Raw genomic sequence first — 22,825 nt, forward strand, 5'->3', positions numbered from 1 at the left:
GGCTGCCTAATCAAAACGCGAAAGGAGATTTATCTAAAAATTTCTAATTTCGTGTCTTGACAAGCGTGTACATTATATTCTGACTAATTAACTCTCCCATACCATGTCCAAAAATACCACACCCAAGACCAATACAAACATAAGGTAATGCCAACAGCAACCCATGGGGATCAGACAACAGTTTAACCAGGGCCAGACCTGAAATAAGTAACATTAAACCGATTATGACAAAACCCACATTTCTAAACTGACGCTTCATTTTTCTCCTCCTCATAGATAAAAATATCTTCAATACTCATTTCAAAATACCGGGCAATTTTAAAAGCTAAAATAATGGATGGATTATATCTGCCATTTTCCAGTGAACCAATGGTTTGCCTTGATACTTCAAGGGCCAAAGCTAATTCTTCTTGTTTAATAACATTTAATTTCCGGATTTCTTCCAGTCGATTCTTCATGATCATCTCCCTTACACGGAAAGCTTGCTTTCCATATGTTCATCATAACAGATTGTTCTGCTAATGTAAAGCTTGCTTTCCATAAATAACGATCCTTTATAGCTGAGCTTTTAAATCAAAAAAACCACCAAGCCTAAGACTGATGGTCACGTAATTGCTATACAAAAGATATCTTTTATAATCACACTTAATTTAATTGTTCTGCTCGTATCTGTGTTTATAATTAATACGACCAATTTTTATTTAATGTCTGGCTAAATCGCCAAACATCATTCAAACGTCATCACCCATCAATCAATCTCACTCTTCCAAGCTAAAAAGCTCTTCCACTGTAGATTCTAACAGCCTGGCCAGTTTCATGGCAAGTTCCAGGGTTGGATTATACTTGTTATTTTCGATTGCATTAATCGTTTGTCTGGTGACATTTAATTGTTTAGCCAAGTCCTCTTGTCTCATTTTTCGGGCTTTTCTTAACTCTTTAATTTTGTTTTTCATATTATCATTTTAAACCTAATAAAAATAACGGGATAAACAATCCAGCCGCAAGAATTATCACAAAAGCAATAACAAATCTACTGATATCTTTTTTCCATCCTTCATCATCTACCTGCTTACGATAAAGTTGTCTTGCAAAAAAACAAACGATATTCTGACCACATATAATGTAAAATGGTAATTGCCAGGCTCCTCCGGTAATATTTGCAGCTATCATCCATATTCCTAACACTAATAACGTAAATGCATAACCCCATCGCATACTTTTTAATGCAATATCTTTTTCCATTTCATCCATATCACCAGTTCTTCTAATCTTAAACATAATCAACCTCCTAAAATGTCAAATTCTTTTTACATTCTAAGCCTAACACTTTTTTTAGGAAATGTCAAATGTTTTTTACATTTACAATCATTTCTTTCTGCCGCATGAGCATAAATTATTGTTCCTCAACACTTTCTTCATTATCTACTAAAGGTAAAGCGATCTTAACCATTCTCAGTTAAAATAAGCATTAATTCTAACGGCAATATTTTCTTTAATATTCTCATAAAAAAGGGAATAATCATCCGGATGATAGATACCTTCTATCGGATAAGATGAAAGGATAGATAGATCGGCCGGTTCACAAACAAGACCGTGATCCTTAATCTGAGCTGACGTAAAATTTTTATACAAAGTAGGCGAATACCCCTCCTCGGAAAAAAATACCGATCCTTTATTTTCGGATGCCGGAACAACTATCCCATCTTCCCGGCTACTTTCCCAAGATAACGGATTTGTTACAATGGCGCCTTCCAATATTTGTACCGACTCACTTTGCAGTCCGTCTTTCAGGGAATTATAAGAAATAAAGCAACCGATATCCGTCGGATTTTCACACATCCTGATCTTCGGATTCGCTTCAATATCGGATTCAGTCACACTAAAACCAATAATATAGGTAGCAATCATCCGATCTTCAGCACCTGTCGTTCCCCATATTTTAGTCAACAGACTGATCAACGTGCTCGATCCCTGGCTATGACCGGCAATGATAAATGGCTTCCCATTGTTGTAATTCTCCAGGTAATATAAAAACGCATCTTTGACATCTTCTTCAGCCACTTGTAAAAAACTGTCAAGGTTTTCCGTGTTATTAAAACCATCCTTACCGACCTGCCGATACATCGGCGCATAAATATTTGCCGAATCCGCAAATACACTCGCCTGGGTTCGGAGCGGTACTTGTGATGCTTCCACCTGCTCTGGATCGCTGATATCCTGTAATCCGTCACCTTGATAAATCGTCGGATAAACATAAAAAACATCAACATCATGAGCATTCGCATCTTCTGGGAGCGCCAGCCAATTACTTTCTTTGGCATAATCAACTTGATTCATCTCATTTTGACTAACTTTTTCACCACACCCAACAAGTGATAACATCACCAGCGGAATACTTAATAACACGATATACATTTTCTTTTTTAACAATTTCATCCCTCACTTTACCTTTCACATTTTAGTTGATTGCGAAAATTTTGCGAACTTTAAGATCTCTTTCGCAATTTCCTATTTTTAATTTAAACGCTTACCTTTTCACTATGAATTGCAGTTGCCTGAAAGACCATTTTACTTTATTATAATCGTTTAACTATAATAAAAATGAAATCTTACCATTTGGTAAGATTTCATTCTAGTTTTTGCAGAGCTTTACACCCGCGGTAAAATAATTTTTATTATTGTACCTCTATTAATCTCACTTTCTACCTGTAATTTCCCGTTTAAACTATCAACAATTACTTTAACAACACAAAGACCAAGTCCGGTTCCCTCTTTTCTTTTACTGACATCGATTCTGAAAAATGGCTCGAAAATTCTCTTAATAAATTCAGAATCCATTCCGATCCCATTATCTTCGACGCTTAAAGTAATTTCTTTGTCCGCTTTATAGCGAACCCATACCGTCCCCCTAGCTTTATTATACTTAAATGCATTATCCACCAAATTATAAAGCATCCGATCAAAGTGAAGAGGTTTGATTGGCAAAAAACAATCTTCTCCGGAAATCTCGACAACAAAATTTATGCTGTGCATTTTACCATAATTTTCATATTGCCTTTTCATCATGATTAATCGATTTTTAACACTGGTCTGATAATCCGTATCTACTAATATTTCTGTATTTAAATAACAATTAATATTATCCGTCATTTTTTCCAGTTCCAATGTTGCTTCCAGACTTGTTTTTGCATATTCTTTTTTTTCGGCTTCGGTTATTTCATATTTTTCGATCATTTGATTATTTAACTTAATGATTGACAACGGTAATTTTAGATCATGGCTGATCCCTCTGATAAGCGCGATTTTTTCATCGGTAATTTCTTGTTTTCGATACGCCTCAAGCTTATTGATATAGGTCATCAGGACAACAAATAAAAAGCTTGAAAGATAAATTAAATTCCCAATTTGCGGACTGAATACCATCTCGGAAATATATCCACGACTATAATAGCCCACAGTGATTAATATTCGATACAAAACCGTTCCCGAAAAAATACTATATGTCGTGATAAGCAACAGACTGTAAGGGTTACCTTTGATATACGCTTGCGCACCCATAATCACGATCAGCAAACTTCCAATAAAATGCATCATTACCAATAACGCCAAATACTGCGTAACAATATATCCCAATTCAAACGTAACAAAGATCCCGAGATATAAGATCGCCGTAACTTTTTTGACTTTAAACTGAAACAAATCCCAAAACAGCACTTGGCATAAAAAGAAACTCACGATCCCGGTAACACTATCATAATAAAAATAATTTCCTGACGTTATGCCTAACAGATCCCTGAACAATGGCAATTCACCAATGATCATACTTTTAATCACCGCCACAATACTGAGCAGTAAAAGGATCCGCATGTAACTGACTCGATCTTTATAATAAGCAATGGCACTAACAACTAAGATCATTCCAAAAAAAATGAACATCACCGTATTATACATTGTCCTTAATCCTAAACTGTCTCTGACTTCATCTTTTGATCCAATAATAAAAGCTACCTCATTATTTGGTTTGGCGATTGGGGCACTTTTGACCAGTTCGATTTCAGCAATGCCGATGCCATCATTCTCTTGATAATCGTTTTTTTCAATCTCAAACACATCATAAGCAATCTCTTTTCTCGCTGTTTGATTGTGATTTTGGCCTTTTAATTGCCCATTAACATAAAGATCGTATTCAGTATAAGCATCTTCATAAATGATTGATAAAACCAGACGCTCGGTTGACTGAATAACAAGTTTAAAGCGATTATCCGAACGATCTTGAAGCAACACCGTTTTCACCTCATCACTTGCGATGTTTTCAGCAATCATCACACCTTCACTTGATTCAACCGCATCGGTAAACTGCAAATTAATTAAATTAAGTCCACTAAAAACAATCAAATTGATAAGTACACTGAGAACGACTACTAATCCCGTTTTTTTGATATCGCCCGATTCCATTATTCTGACCTCTGGCCGATTAAAACAAGACGATATCCTTTTCCGTAAACAGTTTCAATAATAACACACTCGCTACCAATATCCGCTAAATTTTTCCTGAGACGTGCGACCATCGTTTGCAAACGAAAACTCTCATCAACCCCAGGATTCAACCATTCGATGGCTTCTTTTTTGTCAAGATAAGTATTTTCCTGATATTTTTGATACAACGCTTTAAAAAACTTTGCTTGACTGGGCTGAATCGAAAACGTTTGACCATTGCATGTCAGTTGATTTGATTCCATATCAAAAATAACATCGCCCGCCTGGCAAACTTTTTGCTGCGCTTTGATTCTTCGTTTTATCGCTCTTAATTTGTATATCAATTCATAAAGATCAAATGGTTTAGTGATATAATCATCGGCACCATTTTCATAAGCATTGGCTTTGCTTTGTTTATCATCTAAAGCGGTAAGCATTAAAATGAAGTTATCCGGGTTCATTTTGAAAAAAGGAATTAACTCATATCCGCTACTATCTTTTAACATAATATCAAGCAGAATGATTTGTGGGGCTTCTTTTAAAAAAATGTCTTTTGCCTCTTCAACTTCAGTTGCACCAAAAGCCGCATACCCTTCTTTTTTTAACAGGTTTATTACACTTTTGTTTAAAGCCCTATTATCTTCGACGATTAATACTTTTATTTGCATGCCCTTCCCCCTTGTTTAAGGTATCGTTTGACACGGTCTTAATGAATCCCACCCCGTTTTAAATTTTAAACCGTCAGTTTTTCTAACCAGCTTTTTCTAACTTCTATTGTACCATTAATTATTCCGAGGTTTTAGTATTTTTCGCATCATTTCTTTCTGCCGCATGCGTTGAAATATAACCGATCAGTTCTTCTTCTATTAAAGCAAAGAATTTTGAAATCGTCTCACGATCGCTTTGACTTCCATAAAGATTGACGCAAAAAGTCATTTTATCTGAAAAAGTACTTGCGGACATTTGAAAATGGGGATGATATTTAATTGAGCCGCACACGATCGCATTGGAAACCGGAGATTTCTCAAAATAAAGCTGTTTTGAATCCACTATTCCAAGATTAGTCATACATATTTTAGGATTATTCAACGAATTTTTTAAAAGTTGATCACTCCTTTTAGGAAAAAATTTGAATAACAAATCCAGTTTGAGAAACGTATTTAATCCTAAATTCCCTGATTTTTTTGCTGCCATTTCAGTATTTATTTTATTTAAGGTCTGACTGAAGGTTTCTCCCGGCACAACTGCAATTCGGATCGCAACTGTTGATGAAAGATTTGTCACCGCCTGAAATCCTTTGTCTGCTAAATATCTGCGCATATCAATCATAATTGGAATATTAAAGGGTTTCCCATTCATATCCAGCAATCCCGAAAGCGCCCGAAAGTAGGCGGTCAAGATCACATCATTGATTGTGACCTTATCGTTTTTAGAAATATTTCGAAGCTCCCGATAAAGAGACGCATCAATTTCATGGGTGGCAATAAAAGGCACTGCATCCTCTGATTTGATCAAAGGAAATTCACAGTCACTATTTTGGTTATTGTCTTTGCTTTCAAACAAAAGCGCCGCAATTCGAGAAAAAAAGTTAACTGACTGCGTGATTTTTTTGAAGCCACGCTCTCCATCAATAACGTAGTCCGGTAAATAATCCGGTTCTTTTATCAGATGCGAATAAATATCTGATAGCAGATACACACATTGTTTGAATCCCGCCCCATCACAAACCATATGGTTCATGACAATTGATACTGAATCCCTGTCGGCTTGCATCAAACATACCTTAATTTGCGGGCCAGCCTCTGCATCTGTTTTAGAAAAAGTGAATCGGTCAAAATCATCTTTTTCAAAAACAATCGTAAAAATATTATCCCAGTTTTCCGGTTCCATCTCTTCCCAATATGAATTTCCAGCCTCATTTTTATATGCTTTTGATAGCATTGGTATCGTTTTTACCAATAAGTTCACCGCTTTTTGCATTACTGTTGCATTCACTTTATTCTCGAATTGAATCACCCCGTGAAGTTGATGATCATTAAACCCCGTGATATCGTATAAATATTGAAGTTTATCAAATATTTCCGCTTTAACTTTCATGTTTTGCTCCTTATTTTAAATTATCATACTCGTTAAATTTCATTTTGAATAGTATTAAGTATTACTTCTCACATTCTATATCTGATCTAAGTTTCTGTCAATACCTTTGACAAGTATTAAGCAATAGTTTATACTTTATATGAGGTGATTGCTATGAAAAACAATACAAACGATTTCGAAAAAAAAATTCCCATGCGTGAGCTGGAAAAATTAACGTCGATGAACCGATCCACCATTAATTATTATATTAAAGAAGGCATTTTACCGTTACCCCAAAAATCTGCCAAAAACATGGCTTATTATGATGAAACCTTCGTCGAAAAATTAAAACTAATCGAAATCATGAAAAAAGAGCACTATTCTCTTGCCCAGATTAAAAAACTTATTAACAGTGAATCTGGTACGATCAATGATTTTTGTTTTCAAATTCTAGAATCTGTCAATAAACTTCTCCCCTACGGAGTCGATGAAAATCTGGTAACAAAAAAACAACTTTGCGACATTGGATTAGACGAAACGCTCATTAACGAACTGATTGAGATGAACATTATTATTCCCGACAATACCGATAACACCCTATTTCCGGCCTACAGTTTAACCGTATGTCAATTCATAAAATATTTTACCGATGTTGGCATACCGCTTCCTATTGTAGAAGAAATTATCAATAAATTGAAAGAGCTAGCTTATCTCGAAAAAGATACATTTATTGATTATATCCGCAATCCGATGATCGATAACCATCTATCTCCGGAAAAGCAAAAAACTGAAATCGATCAATGTATTCTGAACATCAACGCCTTGTTACCAATTTTGCATTTGCAATTTTTAATACTCCCCACCAGAAATTTGCTAAAATCCACCCCCGATTAATTCCGACCACAAACAAAAAGACCACATATTCTGATGAACATATGGTCTTCTTGCTGATTCGTAATTTTTCTCATTGGAAATATGACCGAAATTATTATTTGATCTTTTTCACTGCGATCCAATTTTCACATCGCACTTTTGAACGATCCGACAAGTCACCAATAAAACAGATTTCCGGCGCATCAACCAATTCATAGTCCGAGGAAGGTAGCCACTCAGCAAAAATCTGACCCCAGGTCTTCTGCATTACCTTCGGAAACTCACCTTCTGATATAAAAATAGCCCACTTCAACGGCGGCACGTCCACCACATCAAAACCTTCAAATGAATCCTCCAGCGTGCTAATTACCCCAATCATATGATCAAGATTGCCCTGTTCATTCATTCGCCCTTCATCAAAATTAAACGAAGCGCTCATCGGTTCACCAGGTTCAATGTTTGCATAGGAATGCATGGTTTTCCGCTGGATCGGGGTGATTCCTTGTGCTAATTCAATAATTTCTTTGTTCTCTCCATTAAACACAATGGGCACCCTCTTTTTAAACCCGACCATTTTAAACGCTTCTTTTTCCTCAATTTGATAATCCATATCAACACCTCCATAAATAGCTAATTGAAAGGTCAGTTTTGGAAATGCTCGGAACTGTGTTGTCTTACTGATCTCCGATGGACTGATATTACACCACTCTTTGAATGCCCGCGAAAAACCATCCACTGAGTTATAACCATATTTAAAAGCCATTTCGGTGACCGAAATCTCTTTATTCTGAAGCTCAAAGGCCGCATTTGAGAGCCTTCGATAACGAATGTACTCATTTAGCGGCATTCCCGACACAAATGAAAAGATTCTTCGAAAATGATATTCTGTAACACCAGCAATTTTTTCAATTTCATCAAATTCAATGGTTTCATCCAGATTATCTTCGATATAGTTTAGCACTTCATTCAGACATTTTAGCATCTCCTCATCTCCTTTCATGATCTATTGTACTTGAGAATTTCGATAAGTGCCCGATATGGACGGGACGGCTTTAGTCGGATCATCACAAAAATGCAACCTTTTTTTATTTCCAAGACTTTTAGAAAATTGCATCACTTTCCAGTCTTCTCAAGAATATGATCAAAAATCAGTAAAATCATTCTTTCCATCAATCGCATGAAAAAATACACTATACATGATTGTGCCATGCTGATTACTTCCATATCTTAACTGATCCTAACTCCGAAGATCTAAACGCTCTTCAGCCAGCCTTCCAGCACTTGCGCCCGATTCGAACCCATCGGAAGTTCTTTCCCGCCGGCGGCCTCGCCAGCCCGGATATAAATGACTTTTTTGCTCGGACTGCCACCCGGGGATCATGGGTAACCGTCATGATGGTCATCCCTTTGTCATTCAAAGCTTCCAGAATGTCCAGAACCTGGTCGGTGGCTAATGTAAAAGCGCGGCTACATTTCCCGATCGTACTTGAAGCGATAATATATCCCATAAAAAACAATAAATAAATACGCACTAACCGATAACAAAACAATGATCAAATCCACTCCCATTAAAGCAAATGTCAGCAGCAAAGCACCAAACACTGGGATCATGATATCATATGCTTTTGCCTTTGCACGTCTGGCAATCGTGATATTTCGCTCATCCTTCTGATCAATTTCAATTTGTTTTTCAATATCCGGATGATTTTTTATCACTTTCTGACTGATGACCGCTCCTATACCTTGTCCAAAAACACCACATCCAAGACCAATGCAAACATAAGGCAATGCCAACAATAACCCCTGGGGATTAGATAGTAGTTTGACTAGGGCAAGTCCTGAAGCAACTAATATTAAACCGATTATGACAAAACCCACATTTCTAAACTGACGCTTCATTTTTCTCCTCCTCATATATAAATATATCTTCAATACTCATTTCAAAATACCGGGCAATTTTAAACGCTAATATAATTGAAGGATTATATCTGCCATTCTCAAGCGAACCAATTGTCTGTCTTGACACTTCAAGAGCCAAAGCTAATTCTTCTTGCTTAATCCCATTTAATTTTCTAACTTCTTCCAGTCGATTCTTCACGTTCATGCTCCTTCAAACGGAAAGTCTGCTTTCCATACATCCATCATAACATCTTGGTCTCCAAATGTAAAGCGTCCTTTCCATAAATTGATTATACTTGTTTTTTCTACTTCATTAATTATTTGTCTGATCGCGTTTATTTGATCGATCAAACCCGCTTATTTCATTTTCAGAACTTTTCTTAACTTTATGAATCCGTTTGATCCGATGTTGATGACGGCATGAAAAAACTCGACTTTTACCAATTAGATTGCTTCCTTACTGGCGCGCAAAAGAGCACCATATTGACTGATCTGTCAATATGGTGCTCAAAATCATCTCTGCTATTCAGGTATTATTTTTCTTTTTGATAAACCCCATGGTGTTCATCAAAAATATAACCATTGGCTAACAAGGCTTTTCTGTAGCCCCGTCAGGCTAATATTAAACACGCTTCAACCAGTCCTCCAGCTCCTGCTCCCGATTTGCCCCGGCCTGGAGTTCTTTCTCGCCGGCGATCTCGCCGTCGCGGATATAAATGACTTTTTTTGCTCGAACAGCCACCCGGGGATCATGGGTAACCGTCATAATCGTCATCCCTTCGTCATTCAATGCTTCCAGAATATCCAGAACCTGGTCGGTGGCTGCGGAGTTCAGGGCGCCGGTGGGTTCGTCCAGAAATAGCACCTCCGGGTTATTGATCATCGCCCGGCAGATGGATGCCCGCTGCAATTGCCCCCCGGAAACTTCCCGTATATCCCGGCCGCCAAGCCCGTCAATATCCATCCGCTTCATCAAATCCCGGGCCCGGTTTCTGATGACTTGCGATTTTTCTTTTTTAGCCACCAGCCCCGGGAGAATCAGGTTATCGAATAACGACAGATTTTTTAGCATCTGGGCATTCTGAAAAACAAAACCCATTTTGTTCAGCCGCAACCCGGCCAGGCTTTCCTCATTCATTTCGGTCAGGTTGATCCCATCAAAGACGATCCGCCCCGCGGTTACCTGATCCATTCCGCTGACACTATAAAGCAGGGTGGATTTACCTGAGCCGGAAGGGCCCATCACAGCCACAAAATCACCTCTGCCAATGTTAAAGGAGATCTCTTTTAAAATGCTTGTTGCAATCGCCGAATCTACCGGGGCCTTGACTCTAAAGGATTTACTGATCTGTTCTACTTTTATCATGACGGTCCTCTCTATTCCATAATTTGTTCTTTGATATGATACTGTTTGACTGCCCGAGTTACACCGATGACTGCAACGACAACCATCAGCAGCTGTACCGCTGGACAAATCAGATAAGCTTTCAGCGGTTGGATTAATAATGTCATTCGTGTTGCCCCCATCGATGACAGCATCAGGCTAAAGATCGCTTCACCCAGGGTATTGGCCAGCACCGTCCCAATCAAAATGCCAAGGCCTTGAATCACCAGAATCCGGATCGCCAGTTGGATGCGGATATCCCGGGTAGTGAAACCGATCGCTTTTTTTACCGCAATAGCACTATGTTCACGAGCCATGACCAGTTTTAAAAACATGACTGTGATTAGTGCGCTTATCATTAAGGCAATCACCATCGCCGCCGCTTCCACCTGACTCAGGTTATCGACAATCCCACCCAGGGTCTGGGCAATAAAGCTGGGCACCGGGGTGACCTTGATATCCGGCAGCCCCCCGCGCAGTTCATTGGTTTTGAGAGCCAAATCGACACCTTCGGCCAGACTCAGATACAGGATATAGGCCTCAACATCCTCATTGTTAAAGTCAATGGCGGCCTTGGCCGTTTTTCCGCCGTAGGTAATATCCTGATAAATCCCGACGACGTTAAAGTTCATGGTTTCATCACCATAAACCACTGCGAGCGCATCGTCAACTTTTTTCCCCAGTTCCGCGGCATTCATTGACGACAAAGCGATCTCATTTTTGCCAACCGGTGCCTGTCCCGCCAGATAGACAAGCGGGAAAACCGATTCATCGCCGCTTTCCACCCGGATGTTCACCCCTTCACCCTGGTCGTTTTCGGCCTGAACATAGCCATTTTTATAAATGGCATATTTCTCAATATCAGGATCATTCTCCAGTATCGCCAAAACCCGCTGCTGCTGCTGAGTGAGCTGCGGTGAATACTTAATATCGATCCGAATATCTGATTCACCCACCCCCATATAGGTAATAAACGACGGATCCTGAATGGTCTGTTTCATATTCATTGGCAACAGCATCAAAAATGCCGAGAAAATAAAAACCAGCAAGATCACCCCATATTCCCGCCATTTACAGGCAAGTTCCCCCAGGGCGATAGTTAGATTGGGGTGTTTGAGGCCGGAGGACGGCAGCGTATAGTGCCCCTCCCGACGCCGTCCCCCGGCGCCCCGAAGCAGTTCTACCACGGTGCTGCGCAGATTTTTTTTGACAACCCGATGGCATCCCCAAGCCACCATGCCACTTAGGAGCAGCAGGCCGATAAACGGCAGCCCCCATTTTAGCCCTGGGCTACTCCCCATTCCGCAATAACGCACCACCGATACCGAAAAGAAATTACCAAATGGGATAGCACCCAGATAACCGATGATCCCGGCTACCCCCATCAAAATCTGATACTTCAACTGGTACAGGGTCGCGATGGCTTTTCCCGGAAAACCGATGGCCTTCATCTCACCAATGGATACCTGCTCATCGGCCATGGTTGCCCGGATAATAAAAGACAGGCAGAGCAGCGCCATAAAAATCAACAGCAGACTAATCGCGATGATAATCATAGCCACCAGGCCATAAGAAAACACATTAAAAAGATTAAGCAGACTACCGGTGATAGCTACCCCATTGGCGGGCAGCTCGGCCGCCCGATAGGCTTGCTCCAAAACCCCGGTATCCACCCCTTCTTTTAACAAAAATTCAAAGCTAACCTCCCATTCTCCCATGTGCTGACTGAGCGCTTCCTGATCGACCGGACTAATCAGAAACCGCTTCGAAGAGGTCATCGCCACATTCATCTGGGCATCCCGGATAATGGTGGCAACCTTTAACGCTTTGACAAAACCTTCCTTTTTGAGGGTAATTACATCGCCCGGAGCAATCCCCAGGGTTTCGGCATAATAAACCGGCACCCCGATTTCTCCATCCTTAACCGTGGCGATCTGGTTATCCATATCCAGCAAATAATCAAATCCCTCATTCTGAACCACAAAGCTGTTATCCATCAGTACCTTTTCAAGAGTTTCACCATGATAGATAATGTTAGCGTTATTAATCGTCAGCATCCTGACGGTAAGAAAATCTGCAATGCCGTCCTGGCTCGCCGCAAAACGATCCATAGCGGCGACTTCATATTCGCCCTTATGAATCTGCAGGTAATCCGGAGGCAGTGCCTTTTGGCCTAACCCATCATAAGAGGAAATCATCGTTCCCGCCACCCGCAGTCCACCGGCCATCAACAGCGCCGCCAGAATCAGAAAAACCGCCAGTGCCATGGTAATGGCGGGATTTTTTTTAAAGTCCTTTTGAATAAGACTTAGTAAAAGTTTCATGAGTAGTCTCCTTCTTTTCCAGGGTTCTGACACTTTTTAACCGGGCCGTCACTATTCCGGCCACGAGCAGTCCGATTCCGGTGATGATGATCAACAGAGCATTACCCCGTCCCACACCATAGCCGATGATTTCACCAATTTGAATGGCCAGTTTGCTGCTCCCCAGCATAAAAGGTTCAAAGATTAGATCTGATAAAATTCCCGCGGCGATAAAGGCCAGTATATAACCCATCTGGGTAATCAGACCAATCAGACCAAAAGCCCGGCCCTGAACGGTATTGTCCAGATTGGTTCGAATCAACACCTCCGCCCCAATTTGGATGGCTGGCATAAAGGCAAACATCATAAATCCAAACCCGGCTATCAGAACCAGGTTTTCACTGATGCCAATCAATGCAAAAAAGACTCCACAACCCAACAATCCCAACGATAGCATCTGCACATAAGATTTTGGATGTTTGATTATACTGATAATAAGGCTTCCTGCCATCATTCCCATGGCAATCACCGTGGTTAGAATCCCCAGCTCCCTTTCGCCGGCAATGGCTAGCACCAGCGGCTTACTTAACATCTGTACAAACCCCAGACAGAAGGTGGTAATCGTCATGATGGCAATCATCGTCATAATGCCCTTTTTGCTCCGGATAGCGGTGATGCCATCGCTCATTTCACTTATGAAATCCAAATTCGCTACTGCTCTTTTTCTGCTAACCAAACCTTTTCTCACAAAGGCGATGATCAAAACTGTGGTAAAAAACGTCAGCATATCCAATATGATCAAACTGCTCACTGGCGTTACCTGCAAAAGCAAACCAGCCACAGCCGGAGCAATCAGCAGCTTGGCACTGCTCGCCAACTGAACCATACCGCCAGCCCGGGCAAAATCCGCAGCGGATAAGAGATCAGTGATGGTGGCCTTAAAAGCCGGTTCTGTCAGAGCCGAAAAGACCGAGCTAATACCCGCGCCAACACAGATCGCCACCAGCGACGGGTAAGAACTCATCACCGCTACCAGACAGATCAGTAGTGCCAGTCCGGAAAACAGCTCACCCAGAATCATCATCAGTCGCCTGTCATAACGATCGGCCAACACCCCGCCCACCGGCGCCAGCAGTATCGCTGGCAGAAAGGCGCAAACGGCAAAGACTCCGGTAGCACTCACCGACCCGGTTCGATTTAAAATATAGATCGCCAATCCAAAATCGGTTAAGCCGCTGCCAATGCTGGAGATAAAAACACCTGCTAGCAGGACCTTGAATTTTTTCATTGCGGCGTTCTGATTTGGAAATCCTGCTATTATCTTTTGTTGCTTCATTTCTGTTTCTCCTTATTACATTCATTGACCGACCATCGGTCGATAGCTGGCTAAAAAATTTACAAATGCCGCCAACTTTTAAGTTAGACAAACATTTGTAAAAAGTCCTTCAGTTCTCCTTCTTTTGTCCCCAACATTCTTTCCATATTGGCCAGATAGCTCTGGATTTTTTCCGGATAGTCTTCTACTTCCCAATCCATAATATTGCAGTCAAAGAGCATATGACCAAGCAGTAAAATAGATTCAATCGTTTCCCGGGGATAATTTAAATGAAACAGATCGGCTTCAACCCCTTCGGCAACCGCATCTTCTAGTAGCGGGGTCATCCGTTTGAGCATGGCTTTGGTGTAAAACTGTTCCAGTTTGGCATTTTCTACCTTGTGCATTTCGTCCCTGATCGCCTCCGATCCTTCAAACTCCGGGGACTGGGCCATAATCGCCATCATCATCCGACTAATCAGCGGCACGGATTTGTCCTTAAGAATTTGTTCTGCCCGTTTGGCACCTTCTTCAACAATATTCAGAATAATCGCGGCCAGCACTTCTTCCTTGGATTTAAAATAATAATAGAAGGTGCCTTTGGCGATACCCACGATTTTTAAAATATCATTCACCGATGTCTGTTCGTAGCCCTTTGTTACAAATAACTCGCGGGCTACCATGAGGATTTCCTGTTTTCGGACTTCTCCTTCTTTGACTGTCTTCATTGAGTGCCTCCTGTTTTATCGACCGTCGGTCGATAACTAAATAATAAAATAAATCATGCGATCTGTCAAGATTTATTTTTAGCAAGGTATTGGGTTATTTTACTAATCCTCACGAGCAGAGAGGCAATACTGATCAGTAAGAACATGAAATAGAATTAAAGAAAACTTCCTTATCCGCAATACTTTGGATAAGGAAGTTTTTCTTAATTTTCAATCAGGGTTCTAATTTCTTCTATTTTTTCATCGATATTTGCATCCATCTGCTGGAGCGGTTCCTTAAATTGAAACGTGCCGACAATCGTATTTCCATTAAGACTTGCTTTCATTTTTTCAAAGCATTTGTCGGCTCCGCCGCCTTGGTGAGTTGCGGTCAGAATAATCTTTTTCCCGATAATGCTGTAATCGTGAAGAAAGGTATTCAGTGGGGGTGTCCATGTTCCGGCCCAAATCGGTGTGCCAATGACCAGAACCTCATAGTGATTCAAATCGATGATCGGATTTGTTAGTTTAGGCCGTTCTCCAAAGGTCACGCTTTTACCGCCCCATAAATATTTGCTGATTTTTCCAGTCGGGTATTTCTTTTGGGGAATCAGCCTGAATAGATCAACGGCCTCATTTTCGCCAATTTTCCGGGCAACTAAATCCATATTTCCTTGTAGTGAATAATAAATAACCGCAGTGTTCATTTTTCTATTGACCCCTTTCCGATTCACCCTTTAATTGTTTTACAAACTAGCTTATACCCATGAACCGCCAAGCCAAATCATTTTTGCACGCCAAAATTTCGGTTATGATCTTCTGTATTTCTTCTGATGATGTCTTAATCTTTATTTCCAGATATTTTTTTGCGGAATAATCTTCATCAGACATTTATCATCACCCATTTTGATGCTTTTCAGGAGCTCCACCTCAACTTGACACTGAAATGCTTTTTCAAAAAGCACCTGGCTGTAACCAGTGGTACATTGACACCAGGTATCGGTTTCCAGACGATCAACTCCTTCCAGCATGGGACAGGGACAAAAAGGAAATTGCAGATAAAGTTCACCATTATCACTATAAAGCCCCGCCGCATTGGCCCGATCCTGATTCCCGAATTCTTCCAAACTCGCTGATGCTGCAACCAGCTCTTTTACCAGCGCCAATTTCTCATCCATGCCGTAGCCGCACTGACAGTTTCTCCGGATCTGTAAAACGCCACCCTGATCGAATTGATTTTCCAGCCGTTCCATCGTCACTTTTACCCATGTCGGGTTATCCTCGGTTTTTACCTGTTTATCCGAGCCAAAAACGATTGCTTTAGCGACATCCTCATTGCTTTTATCTTTGACCGCCTGATAAATAACCTGTTCCTGCATTTTTCTGATATCAAACATATTAAACTCCTCCATTTTTGTTTTATTGATGGACTGATCGGCTTAATTGATTGCTGTATCTTTTCTATATTATAAGGTTTTCACATTAAAGATTTTCAAAAAATTAAAAACAGACCTCTTTTAAACCGACCGCTGTCCCTTGACAATTATCATTATAAAAGAAAGTCTGCGTCATTACTTCTGAATTCTTGCGTTATTTAATGGGAATACACAAATCCATGATCACATGACTGTTTTCTCGATCAATCTTGCGATAAATATCAAGTCCATAGCGCTCATCCATTTTATAACCACTGTTTGGCAACCAGATATTAAAAATGTCCTGAAGACTCTCATAAATATCCTTGATCAACCCATCAAAGCGGTAAACGGCAAATTTTCCGCCCTCAATGCTGGTCGTATTCTCAAGCCTTAAGTTCGCATCAACGGTCATACAAAGATCATACAAACATTGGCTAACCTTGGTAATGGAAGGATCATCGTAAAAACGTTCAATAAGAAGGGCATCGCAATTGACATACGCTTGATACTTCGCAACAAAGGTCAACCACTGCTCTCCCAGGTCAAGATAATTTCCCAGATACCGCTCATAGATCACCCAAAAATCCGCTAGCTCTCTGATTTCAATCTTCTGGTCGTATTCTTCAAAGGATTGAAATTTTGCCAGATGATCGGAAATATACGGATGCGGGGCACAGATGGCATTCACGGTTTTGCGAAATTCCGCCGGGGAAAGGTGATGGTGCTTCTTAAAGGCGGTACTGTAATTTGATGAACTGTAGCCATAGGTCATCCCGATATCGGTAATCGATTTATTCTTGCCAAGCTTCATTTCAATGGCACTTTGTTCCATTTTCAGGCGCTTGATAAAGGCATAGACACCTTCACCTGTTTCGGCTTTAAAAATTCTGCAAAAATAATATTTGGACAAATGACAATAATTCGCCACATCTTCGATTGTGATTTCCTCATTCAGGTTTTCAACAATATACAAAATCGCTTTGCTGACCAATTCATTTGTAACCATACCGCCCTTTTCCTATTCTCTAACTTACACATTTCGATTCATGTCCTCTGTCTTGCCATGTTTCCGGTGTTTTTTTAATACTCTGGCTAGTCAGGCGTCTTCTTCATTCCAGCGGTATCGCCGATTTTCTCGCAAAATCTCGAGATCACAATGCAGACAGAGACCGTTATGGCAACAAATTGGTTCGCCACATTTGGGACACGCCCACTGTTTTTTTTCGCTCTCTAGAAAAGCTACCATCCCATTTTTCTGAAGTGCTTGCAGGTTTTTAATCATACTCATATGATATTTAGTCCGATAACGCTTATCCAAACCCTTTAATCGTTTACAAGGAAACTCACTGCATTCATAACAAAAACGAACTCGCCCATTTTTGAGTAACTCACACCGATCGCCCATGTGGGTGCAGTTTTCACCTCTGGGAATACAGCCGGGACAGTATTTTCGATTAAATCCCTGCTTTTTTAAATCTCCTTTTTTCATTTGATAGGCGACACACAAGCTGCAATTCATGCCACAGGGTGCGATCAGGTTATCTTCCATAAAAATTACCTCCCATTTATTTAAAATCTACTGATTTAACCGCTTATGACTCACGTTCTCTTATTTCTTTAGGTGAGTAACTCGCTTTATCAAATACTATAATTTAATTGGATCGCTGTCAATACTTAAAATTTTATCAGAATAACCGATGCGTTGACAAAAAAATAATTCTGGTCTATACTAATAATATGAATATATTTTATCTATATTCATATTATTGAGAGGTGAAGCGTGCCAAAAATATATTCAAACGAAAAACGACAAGAAATCAGAAATCAGCTTATGACCGTTGGCTTGGAGCTCATCAAACAACATGGTCTTAAAAAAATGAGTATTCACGCACTAACAAAAAGAGTAGGTATTGCTCAAGGGACCTTTTATAATTTTTTTAGCTCAAAAGAAATGTTGGTTTATGAACTTGCTAATGCTTACCAGCAAAGCATAAATCATAAGCTTGACGAAATTATTAAAGCAAAGGGGCACCTTGAACGCAATGATTTGCGCGAACTATACGATTGCATGTTTTTAAGCGATGAGAATAATGTCTATCGTTTTCTGACAAGGGAAGATCTTCAGCTTTTATTCACCAGACTTCCCGGCGACTGTTTTCATAAAATGACCGATATAAAAGCAGAAATGGAAAGAAATTTACGCCATGCGAGCGAAAAAAAAGAGCAATATGATCTCGATGCAGTCATTAACTGGATTCAGCTCATGAATCTCACCCTCCAAAATAAAGATATATTGGTAAAAGCCGGGATTGAGAAAATGATCCTCCAGCTGATCGAAAACATGTTAGATGAATTATTTTAGCAGACAACGAAAGGAATACAATGATGAAGTTCTATGAATACGGAGATAAAAACTTACCATCGATCATGCTCATTCACGGTGCCGGTTGGTCCTATTGGCTTTATTTACAGGAAGCCCGATTATTGCAGCATAAATACCATGTGATCTTACCGGTAATCGACGGACACGGCGAAGAAGCTGAAGTTCCTTATACCTCTACTGAAGAAATTGCCAGTCAATTACTTGATTACATTGATCACAACAATGATGGCAAACTTTTCGCCCTTAGCGGGGTTTCGCTGGGCGGACAGATCGCCATTGAACTCTTATCAAGAAGAGCAGACCTTGCCGAAAAAGCAATTATCGAAAGTGGCCTGTGTATTCCCCAACCAGCTCTTTTGAAATACAGTCTCTTTGTCTATAAACATTTTGGAAAATGGATGTTTTCAAAAAAATTTAATCAGTGGGCACTAACGATGCTTCCCAAACAAATGCATTTACCTGATGATATTGCCAAGTTATATTTGCGAGATATCCCGGCTGTTAAAGTAGCAACAATGAATCGGGTTTTTTACACCTATTACAAATATGAACTGAAAGACAGCTTAAAAAATAGCCAGAGCGATATCATTTACTGGTATGGCAGTAAGGAAATGAAGTGTATTAAAGCGTCCGGAGCGCTATTCCAAGCCACTGTTAAGAACTGTCAATTAATTGAATTGCCGGGTTATCGGCATTCCGAAATCAGTGCTTATCATCCCGATGAATGGGTGGAGAGAGCTGAGGCATTTTTTAATCGTTAAAACGTGAGCTAACATTTGCAAAATCCACCTCATTCCAGCGGCAGCACGTATTCTTTTGCTAACCAGCCCTATTTCATTATTTTTTTTACTCGTTTGAGATGAGCATCATTAAATGGTGGATACCTTAAGCAGATGTCAAGCTTGTTACTCTTTTTTAGTACACCTTTACAATGCGAAAGGGTTCTAAAACTTGCTTCACCATGATAGCTTCCCATACCACTTTCTCCTACACCGCCAAAGGCCATATAGGAGCTTGCCACCTGTACAACTGTATCATTAATACAGCCGCCGCCAAATGAAAGCCCATCAATGATGATTTTCTCGTTTTGTTTTGATGTTGTAAATAAATACAGTGCCAATGGTTTTGGTCGCTGGCTTACTTTTTTTACAACTTCACTGAGTTCGCGAAAGACAATAATTGGCAAAACGGGTCCAAAGATTTCTTCCTGCATAATGACATCTTCCCATCCGACAGGATCTAAAACAGTGGGTTCGATTTGATTCGAGAGCAAATTGGACTTGCCGCCAATGATGACATTTTGTTCATTAATTAAACCGGTTAATCGGTCAAAATGTTTTTTGTTTATTATTTTAGGGTAATCATTATTATTAAGCGGATTCTTTCCATACATCTTGATGATGTTTTTTTGCAACGCCTTAATGAATTCGTCCTTGATGCTTTCGTGAATCACCAAATAATCCGGTGCCACGCAGGTTTGGCCGGCGTTTAAATACTTTCCCCAGGCGATGCGTCTGGCAGCCAGATTGATATTGGCGGTTTTGTCGACAATACAGGGACTTTTCCCACCCAATTCTAAGGTTACCGGGGTTAAATGCGCGGCTGCTTTTGCCATAATCGTTTTTCCCACCGCAACACTGCCAGTAAAAAATATATAATCAAATTTTTGCTCTAACAATGACTCATTTGCCTCTCGGCCGCCTTCTGTAAAGCTTATGTAGCCGGAATCAAAATGCGAACTGATGATCTCGCCAATCAGCTTTGAGGTATGGGGTGAATAATTTGAGGGCTTTATCATTGCACAATTGCCGGTTGCGATGGCTGCGACTAGTGGAACTAAGCTCAGTTGAAATGGATAGTTCCATGGTGACATAATTAGCACCACACCATAGGGCTCTTGATAAACGCGGCTACTTGACAGGAACTGCGTAATCGGCGTCTTGACACGCTTTGATTTTGCTAAACGCTCTATATTTTTAAGCATAAATCCGATTTCTTCTAAAACAATGCCAATCTCGGTTGCATACGCTTCAAACGCCGATTTGTTTAAGTCCTCTTTCAGTGCCGCCATGATTGCCAGTTCATTCTTTTGAATGGCCTTTTTTAAAATATTAAGTTGTTTTTTTCTGAAATCGATACTTTTTGTTTCACCACTTAAAAAATATGCTCGTTGGTCATCGACTACTTTTTTTATTGAATCCATTTGATTACCTACCTCTTCAAGACCGGCGAAGGAACCGACCCGATTGTTTTATTTGCCTTCGACGCAAGCGTTGCTTTTCGTATTTGCTTTATTTCAAGTTTATCCGCATACATTTTCTGATCCACATGATGATAAAACCGGGTTATATTTTCCCAGGCCTCAGCCTCGTAAACATCCGTACCGATTGCCACTTCAAGGGGATACTCAAAATGGCTGGCGGCCCGTTTAAGCTGTTTTCTCAGCTGGAGAGAACTGAGCTTAACAACCGTTTCGGTGGTATTTTCGATCAAGATGGCAAATTCATCGCCACCAATTCGATAGCACACCCCTTCCGGCCTAAACGCCTCATCCATCATTGTAAAAAGGGTCTTAATGGCGACATCCCCAGCGGTATGGCCATAGTGATCATTGATGTATTTCAGTTCATTTAAATCCAGCAGTACCAGTCTAAAAGGTTCTTCTTTATTTCTGAATTTTTCAAAATCGCGTTCAAATGCCGCCCGATTGTTCCCACCGGTTAAAACGTCTTTGTAGGCAAGGGTTTCATAAAGATCCCGCTCCTTCTGACTCTGAAGACTCCTTTTAAAATACAGATAGGAATCCAGCAGCAGCAAGCCAAAAAAGATAAGACTGCCAATTCTTAAAAAAATCGAGGTGTAGTCAAATTGGTTGGTAAAAAAGGCGATCCCTTCAAGCATAACGCTAAGAAACAATACACTCATATATTTAAAAAATTGTATTGCATTCTGATTTTTTTCTTTAACAATCTCGGACACCATCAGCAGCACAAACACGATGACATTAAAAAAAATGACGAAATACATGAGGTTCATGATCTCAATAAATTCACTGAGCCCCCATCCCTGTAAGAGCATTTCGGTAATTAATAGACCCAGGTACAGCCCCGCCGTTACCTGCATCACTCGTTTGTCCCGTTGTTTCACAAAAATTGTTTCTTTCACATACAAAGAAAAAAAGCATCCCATCAACGGCACCATCAGGTAGCTGATCCCTCCGATAATGTATCGATTTCCTGTGAATAGTTGCAAAATTCTGGCCTCCGATAAAATCAGGACACTGGTTGATACAACTAGTAAACCTAAATAGAAAAAGCGATTGTCGGCGAGACTCTTTGAGAAAAAAGAAAAAACAATCGAAATCATCCCCATGATGAACAACACCAGAAAAACGACAAAACCGCTGAACCCCTGCTTAAACACATAATAAACCAGACTCGAATCTTCTCCCAGGATGACCTTATTAATATGACCTGAAAAAGCAGTTACCCCGCTTTTTAACACCAGTTTTAAGGTTTTTCCCTGAAAACCGGAAGGAAGCTTGAACATCACCCAGGTACTCGCCGCCGGAACTGCTATTCCCCGGGCAACAGGTTTTTCCACGCGATGGATTTCTTCGCCATCCAAATAAACAATCATATCCTGCATTGATGATCGAAGCAGCAGATAATTCATCTGATTGGCAACCTTTGGAAGTATTACTGAGGCCTCATACGTAGCACCCGGTTCAACCTCAAGATCGACCGGCAGACTGACGCCCGACTCCTTCACTTCGTTATAACCGACTGTCCAGTTTTTAGAAAGGATTATCACATTTTCTTCAATAACACTAAGATCCTCATTACTGTGTACGCTCGCTAAAAAGAGCACCGTCACAACAAAGATCAATACAACCGATATGACGACGCTCTTATTTCTTTTTTCTGTCTTTCTGAGTTCGCTTTCCATTCTATTCTCCTACTGAAATAACTAAATGACAGTGCATCTAACT

At 40.3% G+C, this 22,825-nt stretch carries 25 protein-coding genes; 3 read left to right on the forward strand and 22 right to left on the reverse strand.

All coding sequences use genetic code 11. The features are described from left to right. Positions 1–43: 43 nt before the first annotated feature. From U2P91_RS13620 to U2P91_RS13655, 8 genes are all read right to left on the reverse strand, one after another. Complete coding sequence (locus U2P91_RS13620; protein ID WP_204355406.1) at positions 44–259, reverse strand: hypothetical protein; 216 nt, start codon at positions 257–259, stop codon at positions 44–46. Then, entirely contained in the window at positions 243–458 is a 216-nt protein-coding gene (locus U2P91_RS13625; protein ID WP_111888696.1) for a helix-turn-helix transcriptional regulator, read from the reverse strand. The genes U2P91_RS13620 and U2P91_RS13625 overlap by 17 nt, the downstream gene beginning before the upstream one ends. A gap of 300 nt (positions 459–758) precedes the next feature. Further along, complete coding sequence (locus U2P91_RS13630; protein ID WP_014357582.1) at positions 759–953, reverse strand: helix-turn-helix transcriptional regulator; 195 nt, start codon at positions 951–953, stop codon at positions 759–761. A 4-nt stretch (positions 954–957) separates the two neighbouring features. Beyond that, entirely contained in the window at positions 958–1,278 is a 321-nt protein-coding gene (locus U2P91_RS13635; protein WP_111888695.1) for a hypothetical protein, read from the reverse strand. A gap of 174 nt (positions 1,279–1,452) precedes the next feature. Beyond that, positions 1,453–2,436: a DUF3089 domain-containing protein gene (locus tag U2P91_RS13640; protein ID WP_111888694.1), complete on the reverse strand. Its 984-nt coding sequence runs from the start codon at positions 2,434–2,436 to the stop codon at positions 1,453–1,455. Positions 2,437–2,649: 213 nt separating this feature from the next. Beyond that, complete coding sequence (locus tag U2P91_RS13645; RefSeq protein WP_111888693.1) at positions 2,650–4,455, reverse strand: sensor histidine kinase; 1,806 nt, start codon at positions 4,453–4,455, stop codon at positions 2,650–2,652. Then, positions 4,455–5,144 carry a response regulator transcription factor gene (locus U2P91_RS13650; protein WP_111888692.1) on the reverse strand — a complete coding sequence of 230 codons (690 nt, stop codon included), beginning with the start codon at positions 5,142–5,144 and terminating at the stop codon, positions 4,455–4,457. Before U2P91_RS13650 ends, U2P91_RS13645 begins: the two co-directional genes overlap by 1 nt. Positions 5,145–5,262: 118 nt before the next feature. Continuing rightward, the gene (locus tag U2P91_RS13655) at positions 5,263–6,573 is read right to left on the reverse strand and encodes a hypothetical protein (RefSeq protein WP_111888691.1); all 1,311 of its coding nucleotides are present in this window, start codon (positions 6,571–6,573) and stop codon (positions 5,263–5,265) included. A gap of 153 nt (positions 6,574–6,726) precedes the next feature. On the opposite strand from U2P91_RS13655, the gene U2P91_RS13660 reads away from it, so the two are divergent. Beyond that, the gene (locus tag U2P91_RS13660; RefSeq protein WP_111888690.1) at positions 6,727–7,446 is read left to right on the forward strand and encodes a MerR family transcriptional regulator; all 720 of its coding nucleotides are present in this window, start codon (positions 6,727–6,729) and stop codon (positions 7,444–7,446) included. A gap of 94 nt (positions 7,447–7,540) precedes the next feature. Here U2P91_RS13660 and U2P91_RS13665 read toward each other — a convergent pair whose 3' ends face one another. The 12 genes from U2P91_RS13665 to U2P91_RS13720 all read right to left on the reverse strand — a co-directional run bounded on the left by U2P91_RS13665 (position 7,541) and on the right by U2P91_RS13720 (position 18,000). Beyond that, positions 7,541–8,407 (reverse strand): AraC family transcriptional regulator, encoded by an 867-nt coding sequence (locus U2P91_RS13665; protein WP_242988509.1) that lies wholly within the window; start codon positions 8,405–8,407, stop codon positions 7,541–7,543. A gap of 280 nt (positions 8,408–8,687) precedes the next feature. Next, positions 8,688–8,933 carry a hypothetical protein gene (locus U2P91_RS13670; protein WP_162624517.1) on the reverse strand — a complete coding sequence of 82 codons (246 nt, stop codon included), beginning with the start codon at positions 8,931–8,933 and terminating at the stop codon, positions 8,688–8,690. Then, the gene (locus U2P91_RS13675) at positions 8,893–9,324 is read right to left on the reverse strand and encodes a hypothetical protein (protein WP_111888688.1); all 432 of its coding nucleotides are present in this window, start codon (positions 9,322–9,324) and stop codon (positions 8,893–8,895) included. The genes U2P91_RS13670 and U2P91_RS13675 overlap by 41 nt, the downstream gene beginning before the upstream one ends. Next, positions 9,308–9,523 carry a helix-turn-helix transcriptional regulator gene (locus U2P91_RS13680; protein WP_111888687.1) on the reverse strand — a complete coding sequence of 72 codons (216 nt, stop codon included), beginning with the start codon at positions 9,521–9,523 and terminating at the stop codon, positions 9,308–9,310. Before U2P91_RS13680 ends, U2P91_RS13675 begins: the two co-directional genes overlap by 17 nt. Before the next feature lie 423 nt (positions 9,524–9,946). Next, positions 9,947–10,690 carry an ABC transporter ATP-binding protein gene (locus U2P91_RS13685; protein WP_111888686.1) on the reverse strand — a complete coding sequence of 248 codons (744 nt, stop codon included), beginning with the start codon at positions 10,688–10,690 and terminating at the stop codon, positions 9,947–9,949. A gap of 11 nt (positions 10,691–10,701) precedes the next feature. Next, positions 10,702–13,032, reverse strand: a complete 2,331-nt coding sequence (locus U2P91_RS13690) for an ABC transporter permease (protein WP_111888685.1) — start codon at positions 13,030–13,032, stop codon at positions 10,702–10,704. Beyond that, a complete protein-coding gene (locus U2P91_RS13695; protein ID WP_111888684.1) occupies positions 12,995–14,347 on the reverse strand; it encodes an MFS transporter in 1,353 nt (450 codons plus the stop codon). The genes U2P91_RS13690 and U2P91_RS13695 overlap by 38 nt, the downstream gene beginning before the upstream one ends. A gap of 83 nt (positions 14,348–14,430) precedes the next feature. Then, positions 14,431–15,054, reverse strand: a complete 624-nt coding sequence (locus tag U2P91_RS13700; RefSeq protein WP_111888683.1) for a TetR/AcrR family transcriptional regulator — start codon at positions 15,052–15,054, stop codon at positions 14,431–14,433. Positions 15,055–15,257: 203 nt separating this feature from the next. Continuing rightward, positions 15,258–15,740 carry a flavodoxin gene (locus tag U2P91_RS13705; RefSeq protein ID WP_322519806.1) on the reverse strand — a complete coding sequence of 161 codons (483 nt, stop codon included), beginning with the start codon at positions 15,738–15,740 and terminating at the stop codon, positions 15,258–15,260. Positions 15,741–15,881: 141 nt separating this feature from the next. Then, a complete protein-coding gene (locus U2P91_RS13710; protein ID WP_322519807.1) occupies positions 15,882–16,430 on the reverse strand; it encodes a DUF6144 family protein in 549 nt (182 codons plus the stop codon). Between the two features lie 193 nt (positions 16,431–16,623). Beyond that, the gene (locus U2P91_RS13715; protein ID WP_322519808.1) at positions 16,624–17,457 is read right to left on the reverse strand and encodes an AraC family transcriptional regulator; all 834 of its coding nucleotides are present in this window, start codon (positions 17,455–17,457) and stop codon (positions 16,624–16,626) included. A gap of 90 nt (positions 17,458–17,547) precedes the next feature. Then, positions 17,548–18,000, reverse strand: a complete 453-nt coding sequence (locus U2P91_RS13720; RefSeq protein WP_322519809.1) for a DUF3795 domain-containing protein — start codon at positions 17,998–18,000, stop codon at positions 17,548–17,550. Between the two features lie 231 nt (positions 18,001–18,231). Between U2P91_RS13720 and U2P91_RS13725 the strand changes: the two genes are divergently transcribed. Both U2P91_RS13725 and U2P91_RS13730 read left to right on the forward strand, forming a co-directional pair. Further along, a complete protein-coding gene (locus U2P91_RS13725) occupies positions 18,232–18,813 on the forward strand; it encodes a TetR/AcrR family transcriptional regulator (protein ID WP_322519810.1) in 582 nt (193 codons plus the stop codon). A 23-nt stretch (positions 18,814–18,836) separates the two neighbouring features. Next, entirely contained in the window at positions 18,837–19,595 is a 759-nt protein-coding gene (locus U2P91_RS13730; RefSeq protein WP_322519811.1) for an alpha/beta hydrolase, read from the forward strand. Between the two features lie 68 nt (positions 19,596–19,663). Here U2P91_RS13730 and U2P91_RS13735 read toward each other — a convergent pair whose 3' ends face one another. Continuing rightward, positions 19,664–21,037: an aldehyde dehydrogenase gene (locus U2P91_RS13735; protein ID WP_322519812.1), complete on the reverse strand. Its 1,374-nt coding sequence runs from the start codon at positions 21,035–21,037 to the stop codon at positions 19,664–19,666. An 8-nt stretch (positions 21,038–21,045) separates the two neighbouring features. Beyond that, positions 21,046–22,782: a GGDEF domain-containing protein gene (locus tag U2P91_RS13740; protein ID WP_322519813.1), complete on the reverse strand. Its 1,737-nt coding sequence runs from the start codon at positions 22,780–22,782 to the stop codon at positions 21,046–21,048. Positions 22,783–22,825 lie beyond the last annotated feature (43 nt).

It is taken from the genome of Acetobacterium sp. K1/6, assembly GCF_034438075.1.
GTDB classification, from domain to species: Bacteria; Bacillota; Clostridia; order Eubacteriales; family Eubacteriaceae; genus Acetobacterium; species Acetobacterium carbinolicum.